The organism is Bacillus cereus group sp. MG20 (genome assembly GCF_040459885.1).
Taxonomy (GTDB): Bacteria; Bacillota; Bacilli; order Bacillales; family Bacillaceae_G; genus Bacillus_A; species Bacillus_A cereus.
In genome coordinates this window covers 4,091,974-4,113,740 of record NZ_JARVHF010000001.1, presented here as the reverse complement: position 1 = coordinate 4,113,740, position 21,767 = coordinate 4,091,974, and the positions used below count along the sequence as shown (strand labels likewise).

The window sequence follows — 21,767 nt, the reverse complement described above, 5'->3', positions numbered from 1 at the left end:
CTGCCATTAAGAAAGGTGTTTTACAAATTCAGCTCCAAACTGTAAACATTTTTCTACATCTTCATCTTCTGGCGTTAATTCTACTTTTAGTCCTTCTAACACAACTGCTGCCCCGCGCTCTTGTAGCTTTTCTATTAAAATGTCAACCGCCACTCCGTATTTCGGATAAGCCGAATCACATGATCCGAATACTGCCGCTTTTTTCCCAGTTAAATCAATAGAATCCATTGCATCATAAAAATCTAAGAAATCATCAGGAAGATCACCATCTCCCCATGTGTATGCACCTAAAATAATTCCATCATACTGTTCCAATATAGAAGCTTCTGGTGAATCCATAATATCAATAACTTCAATTTCATTTTCTGTTTCACGAATTACGCCGGCAATATGGTCAGCCATTTCCTCTGTATTTCCACTCATACTTGCAAAAATCATTACTAACTTACTCAACTGAACCTCTCCCTTTACTTTGTATCTCTTTTTCTGTTTGAATGCTCTTCTTCTCATCTACATATTCAGACCGAATTACATTTCGTTGCCATTCCATATGCTGATCAACATCTTTATTTTTATCTTTTAATCCCCTCCGTAGAAGGTGAAATTTTTTTCTCATTAACATGTCGCATCCATCCTATTGATAATAATTATCAATTTCAACTATATTTAGATTAATTGACGTTGATTATCAATGTCAACAACTATTTTTAAAAAAATGATTAAAATGTACAAGCTTGTCCGTTAGCTATTCATATACTATAAATGAGCATAGTTCTTTCTCAGCCCTCTCTGACGGAAAGAAATAAAAGCAACTGCGATAGAGCGCAGTTGCCTTTTTTTGTTTTTCTATGATTTTAGTAATCTTATAGTCGTCTCTAAAAATAGCTCCACTCCACAAATTAATGCTGATTCATCCACGTCAAATTTCGGATGGTGATGTGGATAACAAGTATATATATTTTCATTACCTGTTCCTAATTTAATGAAACAACCGGGTGCTTTTCTTAAATATGCTGAAAAATCTTCCCCACCCATAGAAGGTTCAAGCTTCACAACATGCTCATTCCCAAACAAATGTAGTGCACTTTCTTCTACTATTTTCGTAATATATTCATCATTAATAACCGGATCATATCCATATCGATACGTATATGTATACGATCCTCCATGTGCTTCTGTAATTCCTTTCACAATTTTTTCGATTTTCCCTTCTGCTTCCACCCTCAATGCTTGATTAAATGAACGAACAGTTCCCATTAAAGTTGCTGTACTAGGAATAATATTGTCAGCCACTCCCCCATGAAACTGCGTAACTGAAACGACTCTTTGCATGAAAGCACTTGTATTTCTAGATACGATATGTTGTAGATTTGTAATAATCTGCGCTCCGATAGCGATAGGATCAATCGTTTCTTCTGGCCGCGCCGCATGCCCTCCTTTGCCTTGGATCTCAACTGTAAATACGTCTGGTGCTGCCATCATCGGTCCATATACAATTCCTACATTCCCGCTTTCCAAGCCAGACATAACATGTAAACCTATTACATAATCAACACCGTCCATAACACCCGCCTCGACCATTTCTTGTCCACCACCAGGGTATACTTCTTCTGCATGCTGAAAGAATAGACGAATTTCTCCTACAAACTCTTCCTTCATATTATTAAGCACCTCTGCAGTACTTAATAATATAGCTGCGTGAGCATCGTGCCCACATGCATGCATCATTCCTTTATTCACAGATGTATAAGATTTACTTGTCTCCTCTTGAATTGGCAAAGCATCTATATCAGCTCGAATCGCAATTACTTTCCCTTGCTTCACACCCCTTTTGATGGCTAGTACACTATACTTCGTCGGTCTCGTTACTTCAAAAGAAGAAAATGAGCATAATGTATCATATATAAATTGCGAAGTTTCTTTTTCATGAAATGATAATTCCGGATACTTATGAAAATGCCTTCTCCATTTCACGATATTTTCTTCCGAAATTAGACTCTTCCACACTCTATTCATGATAATTTCCTCCTTTTCAAAAGAACTAGAAATTTAAAATTTTACTCCGTCTTAAATGATTAATAAAAACAAATACTGCATTTTTACGTATTCTTATAGTCCACTTTTATGTATTCACACAATCCACTTTCTATTTACATGTCAAACCCATTACAAATTCATGCTGAATGTAATATAATTGCTAAGTTAGGGATTTTCTTTTTTAGTATTTAGTGCTAATATCAGAAAAGAGCCTTTTGACTTATTTTTACCTAAAATGTGGGATTTTGTTTTTTTCACAATAATGTAGGACATGATACCTACAAAGAGCTATTATTTCATTAAGAGAGGGAAAGACATGGAAAGATTAAAAGAGATATGGTCTCGACCACTCACACAATGGGTTGCAAAGACGGTTTATTATCTTGCAATTTTATTTGCATTACTTTGGTTGTATGGATTCCATGATACAAACACAAGTACATTTATTTACAATGAATTCTAGGGTGGGAACGTTATGAAGTTATTAGAACAAATTGAAAAGTGGGCTGCAGAAACGCCTGATCAAACCGCTTTTGTTTGGCGAGATGCGAAAATTACGTACAAACAATTAAAGGAAGATTCTGATGCGTTAGCACATTGGATTTCTTCTGAGTATCCAGACGATCGTTCACCAATTATGGTGTATGGCCATATGCAACCTGAAATGATTATTAACTTTTTAGGATGTGTAAAAGCTGGACATGCTTACATTCCTGTAGATTTATCTATCCCAGCTGATCGTGTACAACGTATTGCTGAAAATTCTGGTGCGAAATTACTTTTATCGGCAACAGCAGTAACTGTAACTGATTTACCAGTTCGCATCGTAAGTGAAGACAACTTAAAAGATATTTTCTTTACTCATAAAGGGAACACTCCAAATCCTGAACATGCGGTAAAAGGTGATGAGAACTTCTACATTATTTACACATCAGGAAGCACAGGTAATCCGAAAGGGGTTCAGATTACTTATAACTGCCTTGTTAGCTTTACAAAATGGGCTGTAGAAGATTTCAACTTACAAACAGGACAAGTATTCTTAAACCAAGCACCTTTCTCATTCGATTTATCTGTAATGGATATTTACCCATCATTAGTAACAGGTGGTACACTTTGGGCAATCGATAAAGATATGATTGCGCGTCCAAAAGACTTGTTTGCTTCTTTAGAGCAATCGGATATTCAAGTATGGACTTCCACACCTTCTTTCGCTGAAATGTGTTTAATGGAAGCATCTTTCTCTGAGAATATGCTACCGAACATGAAAACATTCTTATTCTGCGGTGAAGTGTTACCAAATGAAGTAGCTAGAAAATTAATTGAGCGTTTCCCGAAAGCAACAATTATGAATACGTATGGTCCAACAGAAGCTACTGTCGCTGTAACAGGTATTCACGTGACAGAAGAAGTGCTTGATCAATACAAATCACTTCCAGTTGGCTATTGTAAATCAGACTGTCGCCTTCTTATTATGAAAGAAGATGGCACGATTGCACCTGATGGTGAAAAAGGTGAAATCGTAATTGTCGGTCCAAGCGTAAGCGTTGGATATTTAGGAAGCCCTGAATTAACAGAAAAAGCATTTACTATGATTGACGGTGAGCGTGCCTATAAAACAGGCGATGCTGGCTATGTTGAAAATGGTCTTCTATTCTATAATGGTCGTCTTGATTTCCAAATTAAGCTGCATGGTTATCGAATGGAATTAGAAGAAATTGAGCATCACCTTCGTGCTTGTTCTTACGTAGAAGGAGCAGTTATCGTTCCAATTAAAAAAGGTGAGAAATACGATTATTTATTAGCGGTTGTTGTTCCTGGAGAGCATTCATTTGAAAAAGAATTCAAATTAACATCTGCAATCAAAAAAGAACTCAATGAGCGATTACCAAACTACATGATTCCACGTAAATTCATGTATCAATCTTCTATTCCAATGACACCAAATGGAAAGGTAGATCGCAAAAAATTATTGAGTGAGGTTACAGCATGACCGCATATGGATCATTTTATTTTTTCGCTATAGTGGGCATTTTATTAATACCTACTATCATAGCTGGATTAAAAGGTAAAATGTTGCGTAAATATAATGCCGTTTTAACATTAGTCATGCTTGCTATTATCTTCTCAGATAAACCAAAGCAAGCAATGATGTTAGCTACATTTATTATTTGGCAATATGTCCTTATTAAAGGCTATTTAATTTTAAGAAAACAAAATAATAGTACATTCACATTTTGCATAGCTGTTATTTTATCGATTTTGCCTCTTATTTTGGCAAAAATCGCACCATTTGCATCGTTATTACCTGAGTTAAAACTTGTTGTTTTTCTAGGTATATCTTACGTAACATTCAGAGCAGTTCAAATGGTATTTGAAGTTCGCGATGGTTTAATTAAAGAGCTTTCTTTCTTTAACTTCTGGGAATTTGTTTTATTCTTCCCTGCGATTTCAACAGGACCTATCGATCGTTACCGAAGATTCCAAAAAGATATTCAAAAGCCACCTAGCGCTGAAGAATATCAAAATTTACTATATACAGGACTAAATCGTATTTTCCAAGGTTTCTTGTATAAATTTATTATTGCTTACTTAATAAAGCAATATTGCATGGATCCAGCATTCGCTCAACACGATACAATCTTTTCAAATATGATTTACATGTATAGCTATAGCTTATATCTATTCTTTGATTTTGCTGGTTATAGCTCTTTTGTAATTGGTGTAAGTTATATGATGGGAATTAAAACGCCAGAAAACTTTAATAAGCCATTCCTTAGTCGTAATATTAAAGACTTCTGGAACCGCTGGCACATGAGTTTATCATTCTGGTTCCGTGATTTTATTTACATGCGTTTCGTCTTTTTTGCAACGAAGAAAAAGTTAATTAAGAACCGTTACACAATTTCGTATATCGGTGCATTTTTAAACTTTTTCATTATGGGAATTTGGCACATCCAAGGAAGCGCTGTTGCGCAGTATGTTATTTATGGTCTATATCATGCCGCACTGTTTATTTTATTTGATATTTTCGAACGAAAAAACAAAAAGCATAAGTTTTGGCCAAACAATAAATTTACACACGTCCTTGCGATTGTAATTACGTTCCACGTTGTATGTTTCGGTTTCCTAATTTTCTCTGGACACCTTAACAGATACTTTTAATGCACCCTTCTTATTCCATTAAGAAGTTGCACATATAATATATTTCGGATATAAAGGAGATTTTAAAAATGGCAGAATTCAAAGAGCAAGTATTAGATATTTTAGAAGAAGTATGTGAAAACGATATTGTGAAAGAAAACTTAGATGTTCAATTATTTGAAGAAGGTATCCTTGATTCTTTCGCTGTAGTATCTTTATTAGTTGAATTCCAAGAGCGTTTAGATATTGAAGTTTCTATTTCTGATTTTGACCGTGACGAGTGGGCTACACCAAACATGGTTATTAAAAAGTTGGAAGAAATCCGATGAACAAAGCAAAATTTGGTCCGATGCTTTTAGCATTGGCCCTTTTTGCTGTATTCTTACTTATTCCAACGCGCTTCCTACTTCCACTTTTAAGTGATGAAAAAGTAGAACAAGCTGCTACTTCTTTAAAAGAAGAAAAAATTCAAAGTATGATTTTACAGCAAAAGATGTTAGCAGATCCAAAATATCTTCCGATGTACGGTTCATCGGAATTCGCACGTATGGATGCTTTCCATCCATCTAATTATTTTAAAGTAAAGCCTGAAGGATTTACGCCATTCCTTCTTGGACGCGGCGGAACACAAGACCTTGTACATGTGTTAAACTTCGCATCTACAATGGATCAATTGAAAGATAAGAAAATGGTATTCGTTCTTTCTCCGCAATGGTTTGTACCACAAGGTATTGATGAAACGCACTTTGCACCTAACTTTTCAAAGCAACAAGGTTACCATTTCATTTTCAACAATGATTTAAAACCTGAAATGAAAAAACAAATTGCAAAGCGTTTATTAAACTTTGAGATTGTAAAAAAAGAAACTTTATTAAAAATTTCGCTTGAAGGCATTGCTTATGATGATACGAAGTATAAAGTAAAAGCACTTGCTGCTAAACCTTTCGCTTATATTTATCGTAACATTTTAGATCGTAAAGATTTATTTACAGCTATGTTTAATATTAAACCGCACAAAGAAAAGCTTGATCCTTCATTAAAACAAATGAACTGGGAAGAGGCTCGTAAACATGCGGATCAAACAGGTGCAGTAGAATCTGGATCTAATGAATACGGTATTGAAGATGATTATTTCAATAGCAAAATTAAGAAAAAATTAAAGCAACGTGAAGGTTACTTAAAAAATGATGCTTATGACCAATCGCCAGAATATGAAGATTTACAAATTGTACTTGATTTATTAAAACAATCTGGTGCAAAACCACTCTTCATTTCTGTTCCTGTCAAAGGTCCTTGGTACGACTACGCTGGATTCCCGAAAGAACGCCGCGAAGCATACTATAAGAAAGTTCATGAGCAAATCGAAAAAGCTGGTTATCCAATTGCCGACTTCTCAAATCATGAATACGATAAATACTTCTTAAAAGATCATATGCACTTAGGTTGGAAAGGCTGGGTTTACATCGACGAAGCCATCCAACAATTTTATAAAGCAAACTAATGAAAAGACCGCTTGAATTACTCAAGTGGTCTTTTTGTATATATTTTGTAATTGCTCGATTGCATTCTCCGCTTCTTTCATAACTCGCTCCACTACATGCTGAGCTGATTCGATTCGTGCCAACGATGCTGCCTGTCCTGCCCAAAGTGACATATATTCTTCCTTATTTTGCTTCGCTGCCTCTTGGCGTATTTTAGAAGTTAATACGTTTTGCACTGGATACATCGGAAGCCCTTCTTCTTTTCCTTCATGTCTCTCTATAAATTCATTCCGGATACCCCGTGCATATTTCCCGGAAAACGCACGAGTTACCGTTGTGCTCGTATCTGTACTATGTAAAACCGCTTCTTTATACACATCGTGCGTAATACTCTCTTCACTTGTTAAAAAGGCCGATCCCATTTGAACACCTTCTGCTCCTAGTGCCAATGCCGCAACAAGCCCTTGTCCGTTCATTACACCACCTGCTGCGACAATTGGGATATGCGGAACAGCCCCTACTAACTGAGGTATTAACGCAAAAGTACCAATCATAGCATCTTGTTCTTTCCCGACAAATGTTCCTCTATGCCCCCCTGCCTCGCTGCCTTGACCGACAATTATATCTACCCCTAATTCTGCAAGTACTTTTGCTTCTGTCACATGGGTAGCTGTTCCGATAACCTTTATTCCACTTCTTTTTAAGTCATCTATTTCTTCTTTTTCTAACGTTTGAAATGCAAAGCTAACGACCGGTACTTTTTCTTCTAATAACACTTGTAATTGTTCCTTATAGCTTTTTGGAAGCTTTAACGTTCCTTCTACTTCTATACCTAATTCTCTATTCACTCCGCTTAGTAATATTTTCGCCTCATTTACCTTCTCTTCTTCTATTTGTATCTCTTTCGTTACAAGTAAATTAACACCGAAAGGCTTATCTGTTAGTTCTCTTATTCTATAAATCGCTTCACCAATTTGTTCTGGGCTCATATAGCCCGCCCCAAGCGTCCCTAATCCTCCGCTATTACTTACTGCTGCAACGAGTTCTGGCGTCGTAATCGCGCCTGCCATACCGGCTTGAACAACGGGATACTCAATTTTTAATATGTCTGTTACTCGACTTGTAAACATCATTTTCCCTCCTATTTCCCTTATATCTTCTTTATTTGATAAGCTTTCCCCTGCTTTTGCAAGGGTTGAACTTCATATGAAGCGAATATATTGAAAGAGAAGGAGGCTGAGCTTAATGATTTATCCAAATGCATTAAAACAAGGTGATACAGTAATGATTATTGCACCATCTGGTCCACCTACAATCGAAAATGTATTAAAAGGTGTGAATGTATTACAAGAGATGGGGTTATCCGTAATAATCGGGAAGAGTGTTTACGAGAAATATGGATTTTTAGCCGGAAGTGATCAAGTTCGGCTTGACGATATACATGAAGCATTTACAAATAATGAAGTGAAGGCAATTTTTTGTGCACGAGGTGGTTATGGAAGTGCTCGTCTTCTTCCTCACATTCAATATGAAGTTATTAGGCAGAATCCAAAAATCTTTTGGGGATATAGCGATATTACAGCTTTACATACTGCTGTTTCACGTTATGCAAAGCTTATAACATTTCATGGTCCGATGATTGAAGAACTAGGAAAAGGTATTGATTCCCTATCTTTATCCTCTTTTAATCAGCTATTCCATCCGTATTCAACCATTTTATCTGCATCAGAATGTATCGTACCTAGCTCCCACAGTACAGTTACAAGTACGTTAGTTGGAGGAAATTTAGCTGTGTTAGCAAGTATAATTGGCTCGCCCTACGAGATAAATACGGACAATACACTTTTATTACTTGAAGACATTGGTGAAGAACCGTACCGCATTGACCGTATGTTAAATCAGCTACTTTTATCTGGAAAGTTTAATGAATGCAGGGGCGTTATTTTCACAAGTTGTCACGACTGCACTCCTTCAAAGCCATCTCAATCAGTGCAAACAATATTATATGAATATTTCGCGCCATATCATATACCTGTCCTATTCGATTTACCAATTGGACATATAAGTCCAAACATCGGTATTCCACTTGGAGCTACAGCGACAATAAACACGAATAATAAAACAGTCTCTATTTCTTCTGGTATAGCCACTTCATATTCAAATTAAAAAGTAAAAGGAAAAGCGATTACGCTTTTCCTTTTACTTTTACTTTTACTTTTACTTATAATAATTAAAAATTCGTCCAGATGCGATATCTGCAATTTCTTCTGGAATAAATGTTTTACTTATATCAGTGCCAACATTTAATACAGCTGTAGCATCTTTCTCAATGCTACCAAATAACTCTTTCCCACGTATCGTAATAAGGGGCGTTCCTTCTGGCAACACATCTTTTACAAATTCCATTTGTGTAAAGAACGGAACGATCCATCTACCTTCTCCTTGGAAATGACGCAAACGAAGTATTCCTTCTGTTGCCCCGTCCTCTGCTTCTAGTGAACCAGCAACATAAAACTCAGTAGATAAGAGCAATTCATAAAATTCCTTTTGCTTCTGTTTATCCTCCCCTGCTACAACAAGTACCTCTTCTAATTTCTTTACTGAAATTTGCTCCATATGATGCCACCCCTATTTTCAAAATGATTGTACTTAGATTATACGAAATATTCTTATTTTTTTCTACATAATTCGCAATTATTTTCTTAAAATAATTTTAACACTTCTTTTGTCGTCACAATCGTAGCAAACTCTTCATGTAAATTTACAAGTGTCATATTGTGAATATCTTCTGCACTATACTCTTTACCATCTAAACCTATACGGTTAAAAGTAGCCGTTGCATCACTCACTAAATATGTTGTAAATCCTAAATTCCCTGCCATTCGTGTCGTAGTTTCCACGCAATGATTTGTCGTTAATCCTACAACCACTACTGCATTACATTTGTTCTTTCTTAATTGCTCTTCTAAATTTGTCCCAATGAACGCGCTGTTAACGAATTTCTGAATAACCACTTCACCAAGTAGTGGTTGCACTTCTTCTTTAAAGTTTACCGTTTCCGCTCTCTCATAAAACATTGACTGAGCATTTTCTTTATTTACATGTTGAATATGAAAAACTGGTCGTTCCCTTTTTCTCCATTCTTCTAACAAAATTCTCATGTTTTCTTCAGCAAAAATATTATTTCTCTCGCCCCAATCTGGTAATTGAAATGCCTTTTGTACATCGATTATGATAAGTGCTATTTGATTTGTCATCATTTCCCCCTTAATTTGGCTGTAATTGAAATAGAAAACCAAGTTGTTGTGACGCAGTAATAAAGCAAACATAGGCGCAAAGCTCTACAATTTCTTTTTCTGTCCAATATTGTTTTAATACGTGAAACATAGTATCATCTATTGCTTTTCGGTTATGAACAAATGTATGCGCAAAAGTAACGGCTACACCAATCTCCTCTGCCTTTTGCACATCATCAGGTCTTCCCTTTGCCATACAGTACGGACATTCATTCCCATACGCTAATGTTCTTCTCACTTGCTCCTTCAACTCTGCTGAAAGAGTTCCTTTATTGTACAGTGTATCTTCTAACTTACTCCACGAGTGTAATATATCCGAATTATGCCCTAATAACTTTTGAAACTTTGTATCTCCTACATTTGATAATGAAATTCTCTCCATCATTTTCCCTCCTATTTCCTTCTGTTTTATTGTAAAATAAATAACGTTCACTTTACATTTCATATGAATCTTAATTTATATTTTTCCTTTACAAAAATCATTATTTTACTGGAGGTATATTTACAAATGCAACTAGACCGTGTTGATCGAAAAATTTTAAATGAATTATATAATGATAGTCGCCTTTCTATGCGTGAATTGGCGAAACGAGTAAACTTATCTGCTCCGTCTACTGCAGAACGTGTTCGTAAACTTGAAAGTGAAGGCGTTATTCAAAAATATACAATCGATATCGACTATAAAAAAGCAGGACTAGTTTTAGATTGTATTTTAGAAATCACTTTAAAAAATGGTGATACAACACGTATGCAACAGTTTATTCAGTCTTATCCATCTGCAAGTTTTTGTTACCGAGTAACAGGAAGCTTATGCTACATTGTAAAAATTTCTGTTCCTTCACTCGTTGAACTTGAAGAATTTATCAATGATGTTTCTTCATATGCAACGACAGTTTCTCATATCGTATTATCAGAAGTATCTCTTACTCCTGATATTGAACATATCTTCCCAGAAGATTAATTTATTTTTATTCATAAATTATAAAAAAACCCCTTACAATAAGAATAAAAATAATATATTATGTATTAAAATACATAAAATTCGAGAAAGGGGCTTTACATTGAAAATCTGGTTTTATGAAAAAACGGCACAATTAGATGACTTGCTTGGTATTTGGGACAATGTTCCGACCATCCCGCGAATTGGTGAAAAAGTGGAGATTTTAAAGACAGTCCGCACTGTTACAGATATTAAATATGTAAAGAACGGTAATAATTTTCGTGTAGAAATTATTACAAATTAAAAAGTAGCTCCTAAGAGCTACTTTTTAATTATCTATTATGTGCTTTCTTTATAACGATTTTATCTTCTTCTACAGCTACTGTTACATAATCATTTTCTTCTAACCGAAGCTTATTTACAGCCTCATCTGGTAACTCTATGGCCATCAATCTATCGGTTACGATCACTTGACTATACACTTCATTTTCTTGTGATGAATTCACTACTTTTTGCTCATTTATAAAACGTACTGGTGGCACGCCAACTTCTTTTACTGTACGCCATTGTTTCCAAACATACGGAATTAACCATAGTAATCCAACAACTGTAAGACCGATACCAATCCATAAATTACTTTGCGCTTGTAATTCAGTAATTGAGATTGTACCACTTTCTTCTCCACCGAAAAATTGCATACTTGTTGCAATCAAATTATTTAGAGCGTGCACAGCTATATTCGTCCATATATTTTTTGTCTTTATGTATAAAAGACACATAACGACACCAAACATGAACGCACCAATAACATCAAAATGTCCTAGGCCAAAAATAATTGAAGATATAATTACAGCTTTTTTAATTCCCCATTTATGAGCCATTCGCTGTAAGAAAAACCCCCTAAAAATAACCTCTTCCATAATAGGTGCTAACACACATGCTGAAATGAAAGTAAATATCGTCATATATACGTTACTCGTATTAATAACATTTCCGTCTTCTAGCATAGTAACTAAGAAATTCGGTAACGTATGTGCTAATATGTAAAATTGAATCTGAGATATGCCAACTGAAAAAATCATCCCCATTATCGTTGCTAATACAATTAATCCCCAAGATAAACGCCCTGGCTTATCAAAAAAACTGTTAAATACAACATTATTTTTATTTGTTTTTACGTATAGCCAAAGTAACGGAAATACAAAAAATACAGTTATTTGTGAAATAACCTCCATCGTATTCTCAGAAACATTTGCTAGACCTAATGGTATCATTATAAGGAACACCCCTATAATCATCCATCCAAAAAAGCTACGTAGCCTTATACGTGAAAATGCATAGTGCATATAGAACACCCCCAAAGATAGTAAAAATAAAATAAAACTTTAATCAGTACTTTATAGGCAATCTTTTCCCTATAAATAGCAGGATAACTAAATTATAATATGAATATAGTTGAAATCCTTCCTATTTTTCTCAAATCATTTCAAACAGCATAGCTCTTAAAATACCATATCGCTGTTCTTCAAGTTGCAATCCAAGTGAAATTTATGTAATAAAAATCCCCGTTTTTACAAGCGGGGATTTCTTTTATTATAATACGTCACGTTTTTGGAATAATGCACTTGATGCTACAAGTAACACAACAAAGTATGCAGCTACAAGTAATAATGAAGTTGTAAACGTAAATTCTGTAAATGTTGGTTCCATTCCACCATTGATTAATTTATTACTATCGTAAGCTCTTAAATCCAAATGGTTGAATACTACAAACTTCGCTACACCTTTTGCAAACATTATTAATACCATGTTAATTGCACCTTGTAAGAAGAATAGGAACATCGTAATAATTAATGGTAATACAGACTTTCTAAAGACATTTGCTAGGAAAAATGCAAGTGTTGCAAAAAAGAATGGTGAAAGTAGTTGATATAAAGTGGACTTCATTACGATTCCTAACGTTAATTCTGTTTTACTACCATCCATTACAATACCGCCAATAATCATTGCAATTAGCATACCAGCTAATACGATAAATAACATTGCTAATAACACTGTAATATATTTAGAAAATAAAACTGCAAGTCTTTTTCTTGGACGGATTAACAATTGTTTAATTGTACCTTTTTGGAACTCATCAGTAAGAGTACGGGCAGCAAGTGTAATCCCAAAAATCGTTGTAAATAAAACAATTAAGCCAATCTCTGAGTTTGCATAATCTAAATATGCCCCCTTAAACTCATCACCTTTTCCCCACTTCAACATTGCTAAAGTACCTAAAATTTCGAGTGCCGCAATGACACCAATTAAAATATACATACCTTTTTTCGCATGCAACTTTAAAAATTCATTTTGAATTAATTTAAACATTACGCTTTCACTCCCCCAGTAATCGCTAAGAACTCATCCTCTAACGTTTTATTTTGAACAGTAACTCCGTATACAAGCACATCAGCATGAACAAGTTTTTTTACAAGTTGCGGAATGTTGTCTTTTGTTACAGATGCTACAATTACATTCCCTTTTGCTTTACCTTTAATGATTTCATTTGCTTTCTGAACTTCATCTACTTCAAACGCTACAACGACTGCCTCATCATGTTTCACTTTTTCATGTAAGTTGTACTCTTGTACAAACTCACCTTGTTTAATAATAACAACGCGATCACACATTAATTCAATTTCACTCAATAAGTGACTTGATACGATTACAGCAATATTCTCTTCTTTCGCTAAACGTTGTAAATAATCACGAATTTGGCGAATACCAGCTGGATCTAATCCATTTGTCGGCTCATCTAAAATTAAGATTTTCGGCTGATGAAGTAATGCTTGTGCAATTCCTAAACGTTGTTTCATACCAAGTGAATATGTTTTCACCTTTTTATGAATCGCATGCTCTAATTCAACAAGCTTTACAATCTCAGCAATGCGCTCTTTACTAATTGGAGTAATGGCCATGTTCGCAAAATGCTTTAAGTTTTGCATTCCTGTCATATAATCATATAGTTCAGGATTTTCTACAATCGCTCCAATTTGCTCTAGTGCCTTTTCACGCTCCGAGCGAATACTATGTCCACAAATTGTAATATCGCCCTCTGTCATTGAAATAAGACCTGTCATCATACGGATCGTCGTCGTCTTACCGCTACCGTTCGGCCCAAGGAATCCGTATACTTCTCCTTCACGAACCTCAAATGATAAACCACGAATAATTTCCGTTCCACCAATCCTTTTTCGAACATTCTCTAACTTTACTACTACGTTTCCCAATGCTGATTCCTCCTTTAGACTTCTAGTTTTTTATCGATAATATAAGCAATTACATATATTATTAGAGCACTAACCATTACCATGAAACTTATATTAAAAATGTTAAATCCATTTTCTTGAAACATATTAATAAACAGACTCTTGCTTTCACTATGATATTCTACTCTTCGCAATACTTGGAAAGCTGGAGCTAATTTTCCTAGCAAGGTTGTCGCTAAAGTAATCGCTATATTTATTACTAGAAAAATAATAACGATTAGTATATTTTGCGCCTTTTTCTTTTTCGTAAGTAACTTAACTAGAGTAATCACTAATATGATTTGTAACACACTAAACAAAAACTCAAATAAATCGCTTATCGTATATATTAAATTATTAATTATGCCTACTTGCATAATCTCTTTTGCCTCTACATATACAGAAGTCGTAGGAAAAGCTAATATATAACTTACGTAGAAAAGAATTCCACATATCCCATACCATATAGCCATTGCGATAAATGAGAAAATAAGCATAGAAATTACATATTGTTTCCCAGATATTGCTGTAAGTCGTAACATTGGATTAGTTAGTAAGCGTGAATATGATTTCATTGTTTGTATAAACATATAAACAATATAAAAGAAAAATATAATCATAATGATTCCAAATATACCCTCTTGTCTACTGATAGCTGCATCACTTTTTCTTACAATCATTTGTGAAAATAACACAGCTTCAATTAGCACAAAGAATAAAAAAGTAACAATATATCTTTTCTTATTTACATTCCATAAATAGGAAAGTACTGACTTCACTTACTAAACACCTCCTTAAACAATTCATGAACTGCTTTTCCTCTCTGAAAACGAATTTCTTCTACATTTTCATATAGAACCATTTCTCCATCTTTTAAAAAGATCACTTCATCAAAAATATTTTCAATTTCATTTATTAAGTGAGTGGAAATTAATATCGTACAATCTTCTCTATAGAACTGTAGAATTAGATCCAATACATGTTCTCTAGAAAGAGGATCTATCCCGCCCAATGGCTCATCCAGTACGTATAGCTTCGCTTTTCGAGAAAATGTTAAAATGATTTGCAGCTTCTCTATCATACCTTTTGACAATGCTGTAATTTTTTCTTCTAACGGTATTTTAAATTCTGCAATCGTATCTACCGCTTTTTGAATATCGAAGTCTTTATAAAAATCCCGGTAGAAAAATAAAGCGTCTTTTACAGTCATCCAATCATCAAAGACTGGCTTATCGGACATGAATGAAACGATTTCTTTCGTCTGTAATCCTACCTTTTTCCCGTCTATTGTGATACTACCTTCAGAAGGGTGTTGCAAGCCTGCAATCATTTTCAATAACGTCGTTTTCCCGCTCCCGTTATCTCCAACAAGCCCAACGATTTTCCCTTCCGTAATCTCTATGTTTAATTCACGGATCACTGCTTTTAATCCGTATCTCTTCCATAAGTTTTCTATTTTTAATAGCTCTGTCATTGGCTCTCCTCCCTCTTATCATGTAATGAAGAACGAAGAATTGTAAGAATTTCTTCTTCTGAAAAACCTAAATTGTCCATTCCATCTATAAAAGAATGAAGTAATTCTTTCGCCATCTCTTTTCGCAGCTCCATAATTTTCTCCCCTTCATTCGTTACATACCGTCCCATTCCTCTACGTGTTACAACAACTCCATCCCGTTCTAGCTCTTGAAATGTACGCTGAATCGTATTTGGATTCACTTGTAATTCACTCGCTAATTCACGGACAGAGGGAATTTTATCACCAGGCAATAAATGTCCTGTTACGATCTCTTTTTTTATGTATTCCATTACCTGAATGTAAATTGGTATATTTGGAGAAAACTCTATTTTCATTTCTTCCCTCCTTTTGTATCGGTGTACTAGTTAAATAATACACTAATACAAAAAGTTTGTAAATACCCATTTAATTACAAAAAGTTCTATCCGTTAACCGAATAGAACTTCCCAAACATAAATCGCTATATAGAAATAATAGTGTTATGTAAACAAAATTATAAAGAAAAGCTGTCTTATCAATGAATAAGACAGCTTTTCTTTATAATCCTATATTAAAAGTTAAACACGAAGTCATCGTCAGCTAACTTTTCAACGTTCGTTGCTTTTACGTAACCATTTCCTTTTACAGAGAAGAAATCATGGTTTTTCGTATCTGTACGTAAACCATTTAAAACGATTGGGTTAATTTCTTCTTCTTCAAACTTCGGCTCAAGTCCTAAGTTCATAAGCCCTTTATTCGCATTGTAACGAACGAAACGATTTACATCTTCTACAAGACCGATAGAAGTGTAAATTTCTTCTGTATAGGCCATTTCAATTTCATATAGTTCCATTAATAACTCTTGTGTTTCTTTTTGCACTTCTTGTTGCTCTTCTACAGAAAGTTCTGCGAAGATTTGTTGTGCTAAAATACCGACGAATACGCCGTGAATTGACTCATCACGAATTATCAAGTTAATAATCTCACCACTTGCTGTTAGTTTTCCTTGACCAGCTAAGTAAAGCGGATAGAAGAATCCACTATAGAATAAATAACTTTCTAAGAACACACTTGCTACCATTGCCATATACAGCTCTTTTTTCGTTACTTCAGGCTTTAACAAACGACGATAGTAACCAGTAATAATACCGGCCTTTTTCTCAAGTAATGGATGATTGTCTACCCAGTCAAAAATATCATCAATTTCTTCTTCAGTAGCTAACGTTGTAAAGATATGACTGTAACTCTTCGCATGTACTTCTTCCATAGCTCCCATGAAAGCTAATACACTTTTAGCTTGTAAATTTTCAAGATGAACAAGTACAAGTGGCATTCCTTCGCCACCTTGTTTCGTATCTAAAAGTGTTAAACCACCTAATACACGCTTATAAGCAATTTGCTCTTCTTTCGATAATTGCACCCAAGTATTTTTGTCAGACGAAACCGCAATTTCTTCTTCTGTCCAAAACTGAGCGATGTTTTGCTTCCAAAACATTAAACTAAAATCATCTTCTTTTTTGTTCCAGTTTACCGCACGCATTAAATCGCCCCTTCTCTAAATATGATAACTAAGCATGAGCAGGGTTCAGAAAACCCTGCTCATCATGTCTCACTTTTTATATTAAACGGTACAAGCCACACACTCTTCCACGCTTAATTTACGTGTTCTCGTATAATACAGACTCTTTAAGCCTTTTTTATGTGCATAGATGTAGTAACGTGCTAATTCACGTGTTGAAATATCACTATTAACGTAAAGAATTGTACTAATTCCTTGGTCAATATGTTCTTGAATTTCTGCGATTAAATCAATTAATTTAAACTGATTCATATCGTAAGAAGATTTATAGTACCAGAACGTATCTTTTGATAAATACGGCATTGGATAATATGTTGTCGCGTTCGCATATGTTCTTGATTCGATTTGACTTACGATCGGCATTACGCTTGAAGTTGCATTTTGAACGTAACTGATTGATTGTGTTGGAGCAATGGCAAGACGATATGAGTTGTATAAACCATTCTTTTGCACTTGCTCTTTTAAACTTGTCCAATCTTCTTTTGTTGGAATATGAATTCCTTCAAATAGTTGCTGAACTTTTTCAGTTACTGGGCTGTAATCTGTCGTTTCATACTTTTCAAAGTATGTGCCATTCGCATAATCAGATTTATCGAAGTCTTTAAATGTCTCGCCTTTTTCTGTAGCGATTTCCATACTTTTCTCAATAGAGTAGTAATTTAACATCATAAAGAATGTACGAGCAAACTCTTTCGCTTCTGCACTTTCATAAGCGATTTTATTTTTTGCTAAATACCCGTGTAAATTCATTGCTCCAAGTCCAACTGAATGAAGCTCGTCATTTGCTTTTTTCACGGTTGGTGCATTCGGAATGATCGTCATATCAGAAACAGCTGTTAAAGCTTCCATTCCTGCATGAACCGCTTCACGAATTTCTTTATTTTCCATTACGTTTACGATATTTAACGATCCTAAGTTACAGTTAATATCACGACGGATAATGTCATCTGTACCGTAATCATTTATTTCTGAAGTTTCTTGAAGCTGGAAGATTTCTGTACATAAGTTCGACATCTTCACAGTTCCAATATCCTTCAATGGATGTTGATTATTTGCATTTGATTTAAACATTAAGTATGGGTAACCAGACTCAAGCTGAATCATAGCGATTTTAATAAGCATATCACGTGCACTAATATCTAGTGGCTTCTTCTTCACTTTCGGATTGCTCATTAATTCATCGTACATTTCATCAATATCAATATCATCTAAATGCTTACCATATTCTTTATAAACCGTATAAGGTGCGAAAACATGGAAAGGCTCATTTTTCTCAGCAAGCTCAAAGAACTTACTTGGAACGATAATTCCGATTGATAGAGACTGAATACGGCTCTTCTCATCGGCATTTATTTTTTTTGTATCAAGGAATTCAATAATATCCCAATGGAAAATGTTTAAATATACTGCACCGGCACCTTTTCGTTGGCCAAGTTGATTCGCATATGAAAACGAATCTTCAAGCAATTTCATAACAGGTACTACACCACTTGCAGCGTTGTCGATACCTTTAATTTGCTCACCACGTGCGCGTAGCTTAGATAAGTTTAAAGCTACTCCCCCGCCGATTTTCGATAATTGCATCGCAGTATTAATGTTAAAGCCGATCGAATTTAAGCTATCGTCCATCTCTAACAAGAAACAAGACACCATTTCTCCTCTTCTGCTTCTTCCCGCATTTAAAAAGGTTGGTGTCGCTGGTTGGTAGTTTTGTTTTACAATCATGCTTGCGAATTGTCTTGCCTTCGAAACATCACCGCGTCCTAAGTATAATGAAACAATTGCTACACGATCTTCATAGCTTTCTAAGTATTGTTTTTGATCATTCGTTTTTAACGCATAATCTTTGTAGAACTTAGATGCTGCCATATAAGATTGGAACTCGAAGTTTTCACCATAAGCGATGTTATATACTTCCTCTACTTCCTCCAAGCTATACTCGTCCAGAACGTTGTAATAGTAATCATGTTCTTTCATATACTCCATTCGCTCTGCCACGCTATTAAAAGGAACGGTATTCTCTCTAGCTTCTTCCATAAAGACTTCTAATGCCTCTTTATCTTTATGAAGCTGATAAAAACCGTCCTGCATTTGCGTGATTTCATTATTCAGTTCAATGTGTCGCAATCTCCCGCACCCTTTCCTTAAAATATTCTACATCGTTATTTGTTCCAGATAACTCAAATTTTGATACAATAGGCACTTCATATTTAGTAGAAATCTTGTCAGCACTTGCACCGAACATGTCTCCCCAGTTACGATTGCCGCTTGCAGATACGCCTTTTAATTTTTCATTATTGCGCTCTAAAAAGTCTAAAACACGTTCTGGTACATTGCCAAAACCTGTTGTATACGTAATAAGAATAAAGTCTTCATCTATTACTAGATCTTCATCAATTTGAACGGCCGGCATATTTAATTTGTGAATGAAACGCTTCACGTTTCCTGTCATAGAATCATATGCAACTAACATTTCCGACCCTCCCTCTCAAATCTATATTCTCTATATGTTGTTCTTGATTTCTCTATATATTGTATTACGTTTCAAAATAAGACACAAGATATATGTATAAATTCTTTCTTTTTTTAACTTTTACTTTTCGACATGATAGCCGTTTTTTTTCAATACAATGACTATGAAACAACATTCTAAAACTCATGTCAATAAAGTGCTTTTCAAAAAAGTTGTCAACGAATTTAACCTTATTTTTAAAAAAGTTAACAATATATTTTGTCATAAAACGGTAGATGCTGAAGAAATATATTTCTCCAGCATCACGCAAAAAAGAACAGATATAAAACGATAATCTGCTCTAAAAAACGATTACATTTATCAAATTTACCTTATTAAATATATTATACATATACTTTCGTCTCTCGTTACATACTAAAAGATAACTATTATAGAAAAAGATTATTATTATGGAACTTCAATTTATTTATGAAAAGTTTATTCAGAGTGCTCAATACGCAAAATATCTTTTACAAATATGTGATGTGGATTTTCATCTTTATCAAGCATTGTACATACAGGAGCCTCTTCATCAAAGTATACAATCATTCCTTCAACATACTGATATGTATGTTGAACTTGTACAGTTACTTTAATTTCTATCGCTTCTTCATATGCTCTTTTTATTTTCTGAAGCATTTTTGCTGAACATTTTCGTTTCTCTGGATACATAACCATTCCCATAAATCTATTGCCGGCTCTATCTTTCCACATATAATCCCAATGTGGTAAAATGCCTTGTTTAAAATCGCCCATAATTCCCCTCTCCTTTATCTTTTATTTATCCCACATTAAACGTCCAGTTGGTGAAGGTTACTAATCAGTGAGGGATGCCCTGCTGATCAAAATTCCCCTTTATGAACGTGGCGTTTCTGAATATGTATAAATCACTTGCCCGCCTCGCTGTGCGTTACCAATGAAATGCTTAAAGTCTTCTCTATTTACAACAACTTCTCTGAACGTATAAAATACATCTTTCGTAACAACATACTCCGTTATTTCACCATTTTTCAGCTGATCTAAAATTGTATTTGCTAATTCTTTATCCATGTATTTCACCTCTCTGCAATATTTTATTCTATCGTATATTCTATAGGTCAACAACTGTAAAATTATCCCGCTATTTGCGGGTAGTCCGATTGGTGTTGACTACTAATCAGTCGTGGAATGAACAAAAAATCTTACTGATTAACATTTCACTTTATCTTGTTGTTATGCCATGATTTTATTTTCGTTATTTCGCAAACAATATCGTTTTACTATATGTCCACTAAATATCATATACTAACATAGCTACTTCTCTATATCAAACATTTCGGCATTCAATTATGCAAAGTTCCATACCACTATGCTACAATATACAAATAGAACTAGGAGGGATACTATGATTCGGAAAGCAAAAAAGACAGATGCAATGGCAATAGCTCCTTTATTGTATAATGCTCTGCATGAAATTGCTGAAAAAATCACAGGTAGCACAGTTGAAGCAGAAGTATTACTAGGACTTGAGACATGGTTCTCAAAAGAAAATAACCGTCTGAGCTACGAAAACTGTTTTATTTATGAACAAGACGAGAGTGCAGTTGGAATTATTGTCGCTTATCACGGTAGTGAAGCAACACAGCTTGACGCACCAATTGTACATCACTTAAGAGAATTACATAAAGATGAATCGATTACGTTAGAAAAAGAAGCTGAGCTTGATGAGTATTACATTGATACATTATCAGTTTCAAGTGCACACGGTGGAAAAGGTATTGGTTCTAAATTAATTGAAGCTGCCGAAATCTATGCAACTGAAAAAGGGCATGAAAAAATCGCTTTACTTGTTAATTTAGAAAACACACGCGCCTATTCACTATACGAAAAGTTAGGTTATAAAAAAGATGAAATTGTTATGCTAGTAGGCGAACCTTATGCTCATCTCGTAAAACCATTAAACGTCAAAATTTCTATATCTTAAAAAGAAAGCACACGATTTATATAAATCGTGTGC

Annotated in this window: 26 protein-coding genes; 9 read left to right on the top strand and 17 right to left on the bottom strand. The window is 34.7% G+C overall.

Annotated elements, in window-relative coordinates; translation table 11 throughout:
• Positions 1 to 6: 6 nt before the first annotated feature.
• Together QCI81_RS21115 and QCI81_RS21110 are read right to left on the bottom strand one after the other, a co-directional pair.
• Positions 7 to 453 (bottom strand): flavodoxin, encoded by a 447-nt coding sequence (locus QCI81_RS21115; RefSeq protein ID WP_000041153.1) that lies wholly within the window; start codon positions 451 to 453, stop codon positions 7 to 9.
• 393 nt (positions 454 to 846) lie between these two features.
• A complete protein-coding gene (locus tag QCI81_RS21110) occupies positions 847 to 2,016 on the bottom strand; it encodes an amidohydrolase (protein WP_071730713.1) in 1,170 nt (389 codons plus the stop codon).
• 337 nt (positions 2,017 to 2,353) lie between these two features.
• On the opposite strand from QCI81_RS21110, the gene QCI81_RS21105 reads away from it, so the two are divergent.
• The 5 genes from QCI81_RS21105 (at position 2,354) to dltD (ending at position 6,679) form a co-directional block, all read left to right on the top strand.
• Positions 2,354 to 2,500 carry a teichoic acid D-Ala incorporation-associated protein DltX gene (locus QCI81_RS21105; protein WP_000440293.1) on the top strand — a complete coding sequence of 49 codons (147 nt, stop codon included), beginning with the start codon at positions 2,354 to 2,356 and terminating at the stop codon, positions 2,498 to 2,500.
• Between the two features lie 12 nt (positions 2,501 to 2,512).
• Positions 2,513 to 4,027, top strand: coding sequence for a D-alanine--poly(phosphoribitol) ligase subunit DltA (gene dltA, locus QCI81_RS21100; RefSeq protein ID WP_000770502.1), 1,515 nt, complete (start codon positions 2,513 to 2,515; stop codon positions 4,025 to 4,027).
• The gene (gene dltB, locus QCI81_RS21095) at positions 4,024 to 5,199 is read left to right on the top strand and encodes a D-alanyl-lipoteichoic acid biosynthesis protein DltB (protein WP_071730712.1); all 1,176 of its coding nucleotides are present in this window, start codon (positions 4,024 to 4,026) and stop codon (positions 5,197 to 5,199) included. Before dltA ends, dltB begins: the two co-directional genes overlap by 4 nt.
• A 68-nt stretch (positions 5,200 to 5,267) precedes the next feature.
• Positions 5,268 to 5,507: a D-alanine--poly(phosphoribitol) ligase subunit DltC gene (gene dltC, locus QCI81_RS21090; RefSeq protein ID WP_000807310.1), complete on the top strand. Its 240-nt coding sequence runs from the start codon at positions 5,268 to 5,270 to the stop codon at positions 5,505 to 5,507.
• Entirely contained in the window at positions 5,504 to 6,679 is a 1,176-nt protein-coding gene (gene dltD / locus QCI81_RS21085) for a D-alanyl-lipoteichoic acid biosynthesis protein DltD (RefSeq protein WP_001030272.1), read from the top strand. The genes dltC and dltD overlap by 4 nt, the downstream gene beginning before the upstream one ends.
• 21 nt (positions 6,680 to 6,700) lie before the next feature.
• Here dltD and QCI81_RS21080 read toward each other — a convergent pair whose 3' ends face one another.
• On the bottom strand, positions 6,701 to 7,789 hold the full coding sequence (locus QCI81_RS21080) for an NAD(P)H-dependent flavin oxidoreductase (RefSeq protein ID WP_000495274.1): 1,089 nt from the start codon (positions 7,787 to 7,789) through the stop codon (positions 6,701 to 6,703).
• A 115-nt stretch (positions 7,790 to 7,904) separates the two neighbouring features.
• On the opposite strand from QCI81_RS21080, the gene QCI81_RS21075 reads away from it, so the two are divergent.
• Positions 7,905 to 8,825, top strand: a complete 921-nt coding sequence (locus tag QCI81_RS21075) for a S66 peptidase family protein (protein WP_071730708.1) — start codon at positions 7,905 to 7,907, stop codon at positions 8,823 to 8,825.
• 51 nt (positions 8,826 to 8,876) lie between these two features.
• Here the strand turns inward: QCI81_RS21075 and QCI81_RS21070 are convergent, their stop codons facing one another.
• The 3 genes from QCI81_RS21070 to QCI81_RS21060 form a co-directional block, all read right to left on the bottom strand.
• Positions 8,877 to 9,275, bottom strand: a complete 399-nt coding sequence (locus QCI81_RS21070; protein ID WP_071730706.1) for an SseB family protein — start codon at positions 9,273 to 9,275, stop codon at positions 8,877 to 8,879.
• 86 nt (positions 9,276 to 9,361) lie between these two features.
• Positions 9,362 to 9,916 carry a cysteine hydrolase family protein gene (locus QCI81_RS21065; protein WP_000184429.1) on the bottom strand — a complete coding sequence of 185 codons (555 nt, stop codon included), beginning with the start codon at positions 9,914 to 9,916 and terminating at the stop codon, positions 9,362 to 9,364.
• A gap of 10 nt (positions 9,917 to 9,926) precedes the next feature.
• Entirely contained in the window at positions 9,927 to 10,340 is a 414-nt protein-coding gene (locus QCI81_RS21060; protein ID WP_012593181.1) for a carboxymuconolactone decarboxylase family protein, read from the bottom strand.
• A gap of 123 nt (positions 10,341 to 10,463) precedes the next feature.
• On the opposite strand from QCI81_RS21060, the gene QCI81_RS21055 reads away from it, so the two are divergent.
• Both QCI81_RS21055 and QCI81_RS21050 read left to right on the top strand, forming a co-directional pair.
• Positions 10,464 to 10,916 carry an Lrp/AsnC family transcriptional regulator gene (locus QCI81_RS21055; protein ID WP_001175498.1) on the top strand — a complete coding sequence of 151 codons (453 nt, stop codon included), beginning with the start codon at positions 10,464 to 10,466 and terminating at the stop codon, positions 10,914 to 10,916.
• Positions 10,917 to 11,016: 100 nt separating this feature from the next.
• Positions 11,017 to 11,199 (top strand): DUF3913 family protein, encoded by a 183-nt coding sequence (locus tag QCI81_RS21050; protein ID WP_000707107.1) that lies wholly within the window; start codon positions 11,017 to 11,019, stop codon positions 11,197 to 11,199.
• A 28-nt stretch (positions 11,200 to 11,227) separates the two neighbouring features.
• Here the strand turns inward: QCI81_RS21050 and QCI81_RS21045 are convergent, their stop codons facing one another.
• The 11 genes from QCI81_RS21045 to QCI81_RS20995 all read right to left on the bottom strand — a co-directional run bounded on the left by QCI81_RS21045 (position 11,228) and on the right by QCI81_RS20995 (position 20,821).
• Positions 11,228 to 12,241: a CPBP family intramembrane glutamic endopeptidase gene (locus QCI81_RS21045; protein WP_000558812.1), complete on the bottom strand. Its 1,014-nt coding sequence runs from the start codon at positions 12,239 to 12,241 to the stop codon at positions 11,228 to 11,230.
• A 247-nt stretch (positions 12,242 to 12,488) separates the two neighbouring features.
• Positions 12,489 to 13,265 carry an ABC transporter permease gene (locus QCI81_RS21040; RefSeq protein ID WP_000475422.1) on the bottom strand — a complete coding sequence of 259 codons (777 nt, stop codon included), beginning with the start codon at positions 13,263 to 13,265 and terminating at the stop codon, positions 12,489 to 12,491.
• Positions 13,265 to 14,167, bottom strand: coding sequence for an ABC transporter ATP-binding protein (locus QCI81_RS21035; protein ID WP_000528820.1), 903 nt, complete (start codon positions 14,165 to 14,167; stop codon positions 13,265 to 13,267). The genes QCI81_RS21040 and QCI81_RS21035 overlap by 1 nt, the downstream gene beginning before the upstream one ends.
• 14 nt (positions 14,168 to 14,181) lie before the next feature.
• Positions 14,182 to 14,964, bottom strand: coding sequence for a hypothetical protein (locus QCI81_RS21030; protein WP_000843919.1), 783 nt, complete (start codon positions 14,962 to 14,964; stop codon positions 14,182 to 14,184).
• Entirely contained in the window at positions 14,961 to 15,659 is a 699-nt protein-coding gene (locus QCI81_RS21025) for an ABC transporter ATP-binding protein (protein WP_000137747.1), read from the bottom strand. Before QCI81_RS21025 ends, QCI81_RS21030 begins: the two co-directional genes overlap by 4 nt.
• Positions 15,656 to 16,036: a GntR family transcriptional regulator gene (locus tag QCI81_RS21020; protein WP_000687503.1), complete on the bottom strand. Its 381-nt coding sequence runs from the start codon at positions 16,034 to 16,036 to the stop codon at positions 15,656 to 15,658. The genes QCI81_RS21025 and QCI81_RS21020 overlap by 4 nt, the downstream gene beginning before the upstream one ends.
• 215 nt (positions 16,037 to 16,251) lie before the next feature.
• Positions 16,252 to 17,220, bottom strand: coding sequence for a class 1b ribonucleoside-diphosphate reductase subunit beta (gene nrdF, locus QCI81_RS21015; protein ID WP_016513116.1), 969 nt, complete (start codon positions 17,218 to 17,220; stop codon positions 16,252 to 16,254).
• A gap of 81 nt (positions 17,221 to 17,301) precedes the next feature.
• Entirely contained in the window at positions 17,302 to 19,386 is a 2,085-nt protein-coding gene (gene nrdE / locus QCI81_RS21010; protein WP_001215839.1) for a class 1b ribonucleoside-diphosphate reductase subunit alpha, read from the bottom strand.
• The gene (gene nrdI / locus QCI81_RS21005; protein ID WP_000959447.1) at positions 19,373 to 19,732 is read right to left on the bottom strand and encodes a class Ib ribonucleoside-diphosphate reductase assembly flavoprotein NrdI; all 360 of its coding nucleotides are present in this window, start codon (positions 19,730 to 19,732) and stop codon (positions 19,373 to 19,375) included. Before nrdI ends, nrdE begins: the two co-directional genes overlap by 14 nt.
• Before the next feature lie 477 nt (positions 19,733 to 20,209).
• On the bottom strand, positions 20,210 to 20,527 hold the full coding sequence (locus QCI81_RS21000) for a hypothetical protein (protein WP_000502199.1): 318 nt from the start codon (positions 20,525 to 20,527) through the stop codon (positions 20,210 to 20,212).
• Positions 20,528 to 20,626: 99 nt separating this feature from the next.
• The gene (locus tag QCI81_RS20995; protein WP_000356686.1) at positions 20,627 to 20,821 is read right to left on the bottom strand and encodes a hypothetical protein; all 195 of its coding nucleotides are present in this window, start codon (positions 20,819 to 20,821) and stop codon (positions 20,627 to 20,629) included.
• 334 nt (positions 20,822 to 21,155) lie between these two features.
• On the opposite strand from QCI81_RS20995, the gene QCI81_RS20990 reads away from it, so the two are divergent.
• Positions 21,156 to 21,734: a GNAT family N-acetyltransferase gene (locus tag QCI81_RS20990; protein ID WP_000619547.1), complete on the top strand. Its 579-nt coding sequence runs from the start codon at positions 21,156 to 21,158 to the stop codon at positions 21,732 to 21,734.
• Positions 21,735 to 21,767: the final 33 nt, after the last annotated feature.

Excerpts from the sequence above, each read along its gene's own strand:
- QCI81_RS21060 (WP_012593181.1), bottom strand. The coding sequence starts at position 10,340 with ATGATGGAGAGAATTTCATTATCAAATGTAGGAGATACAAAGTTTCAA.
- dltD (WP_001030272.1), top strand. The coding sequence starts at position 5,504 with ATGAACAAAGCAAAATTTGGTCCGATGCTTTTAGCATTGGCCCTTTTT.
- QCI81_RS21075 (WP_071730708.1), top strand. The coding sequence starts at position 7,905 with ATGATTTATCCAAATGCATTAAAACAAGGTGATACAGTAATGATTATT.
- QCI81_RS21020 (WP_000687503.1), bottom strand. The coding sequence starts at position 16,036 with ATGAAAATAGAGTTTTCTCCAAATATACCAATTTACATTCAGGTAATG.
- QCI81_RS21055 (WP_001175498.1), top strand. The coding sequence starts at position 10,464 with ATGCAACTAGACCGTGTTGATCGAAAAATTTTAAATGAATTATATAAT.
- QCI81_RS21045 (WP_000558812.1), bottom strand. The coding sequence starts at position 12,241 with ATGCACTATGCATTTTCACGTATAAGGCTACGTAGCTTTTTTGGATGG.
- QCI81_RS21105 (WP_000440293.1), top strand. The coding sequence starts at position 2,354 with ATGGAAAGATTAAAAGAGATATGGTCTCGACCACTCACACAATGGGTT.
- QCI81_RS21000 (WP_000502199.1), bottom strand. The coding sequence starts at position 20,527 with ATGGGCGATTTTAAACAAGGCATTTTACCACATTGGGATTATATGTGG.
- QCI81_RS21110 (WP_071730713.1), bottom strand. The coding sequence starts at position 2,016 with ATGAATAGAGTGTGGAAGAGTCTAATTTCGGAAGAAAATATCGTGAAA.
- dltC (WP_000807310.1), top strand. The coding sequence starts at position 5,268 with ATGGCAGAATTCAAAGAGCAAGTATTAGATATTTTAGAAGAAGTATGT.
- QCI81_RS21025 (WP_000137747.1), bottom strand. The coding sequence starts at position 15,659 with ATGACAGAGCTATTAAAAATAGAAAACTTATGGAAGAGATACGGATTA.
- dltA (WP_000770502.1), top strand. The coding sequence starts at position 2,513 with ATGAAGTTATTAGAACAAATTGAAAAGTGGGCTGCAGAAACGCCTGAT.
- QCI81_RS20990 (WP_000619547.1), top strand. The coding sequence starts at position 21,156 with ATGATTCGGAAAGCAAAAAAGACAGATGCAATGGCAATAGCTCCTTTA.
- QCI81_RS20995 (WP_000356686.1), bottom strand. The coding sequence starts at position 20,821 with ATGGATAAAGAATTAGCAAATACAATTTTAGATCAGCTGAAAAATGGT.
- nrdI (WP_000959447.1), bottom strand. The coding sequence starts at position 19,732 with ATGTTAGTTGCATATGATTCTATGACAGGAAACGTGAAGCGTTTCATT.
- QCI81_RS21040 (WP_000475422.1), bottom strand. The coding sequence starts at position 13,265 with ATGTTTAAATTAATTCAAAATGAATTTTTAAAGTTGCATGCGAAAAAA.
- dltB (WP_071730712.1), top strand. The coding sequence starts at position 4,024 with ATGACCGCATATGGATCATTTTATTTTTTCGCTATAGTGGGCATTTTA.
- QCI81_RS21070 (WP_071730706.1), bottom strand. The coding sequence starts at position 9,275 with ATGGAGCAAATTTCAGTAAAGAAATTAGAAGAGGTACTTGTTGTAGCA.
- nrdF (WP_016513116.1), bottom strand. The coding sequence starts at position 17,220 with ATGCGTGCGGTAAACTGGAACAAAAAAGAAGATGATTTTAGTTTAATG.
- QCI81_RS21065 (WP_000184429.1), bottom strand. The coding sequence starts at position 9,916 with ATGACAAATCAAATAGCACTTATCATAATCGATGTACAAAAGGCATTT.
- QCI81_RS21080 (WP_000495274.1), bottom strand. The coding sequence starts at position 7,789 with ATGTTTACAAGTCGAGTAACAGACATATTAAAAATTGAGTATCCCGTT.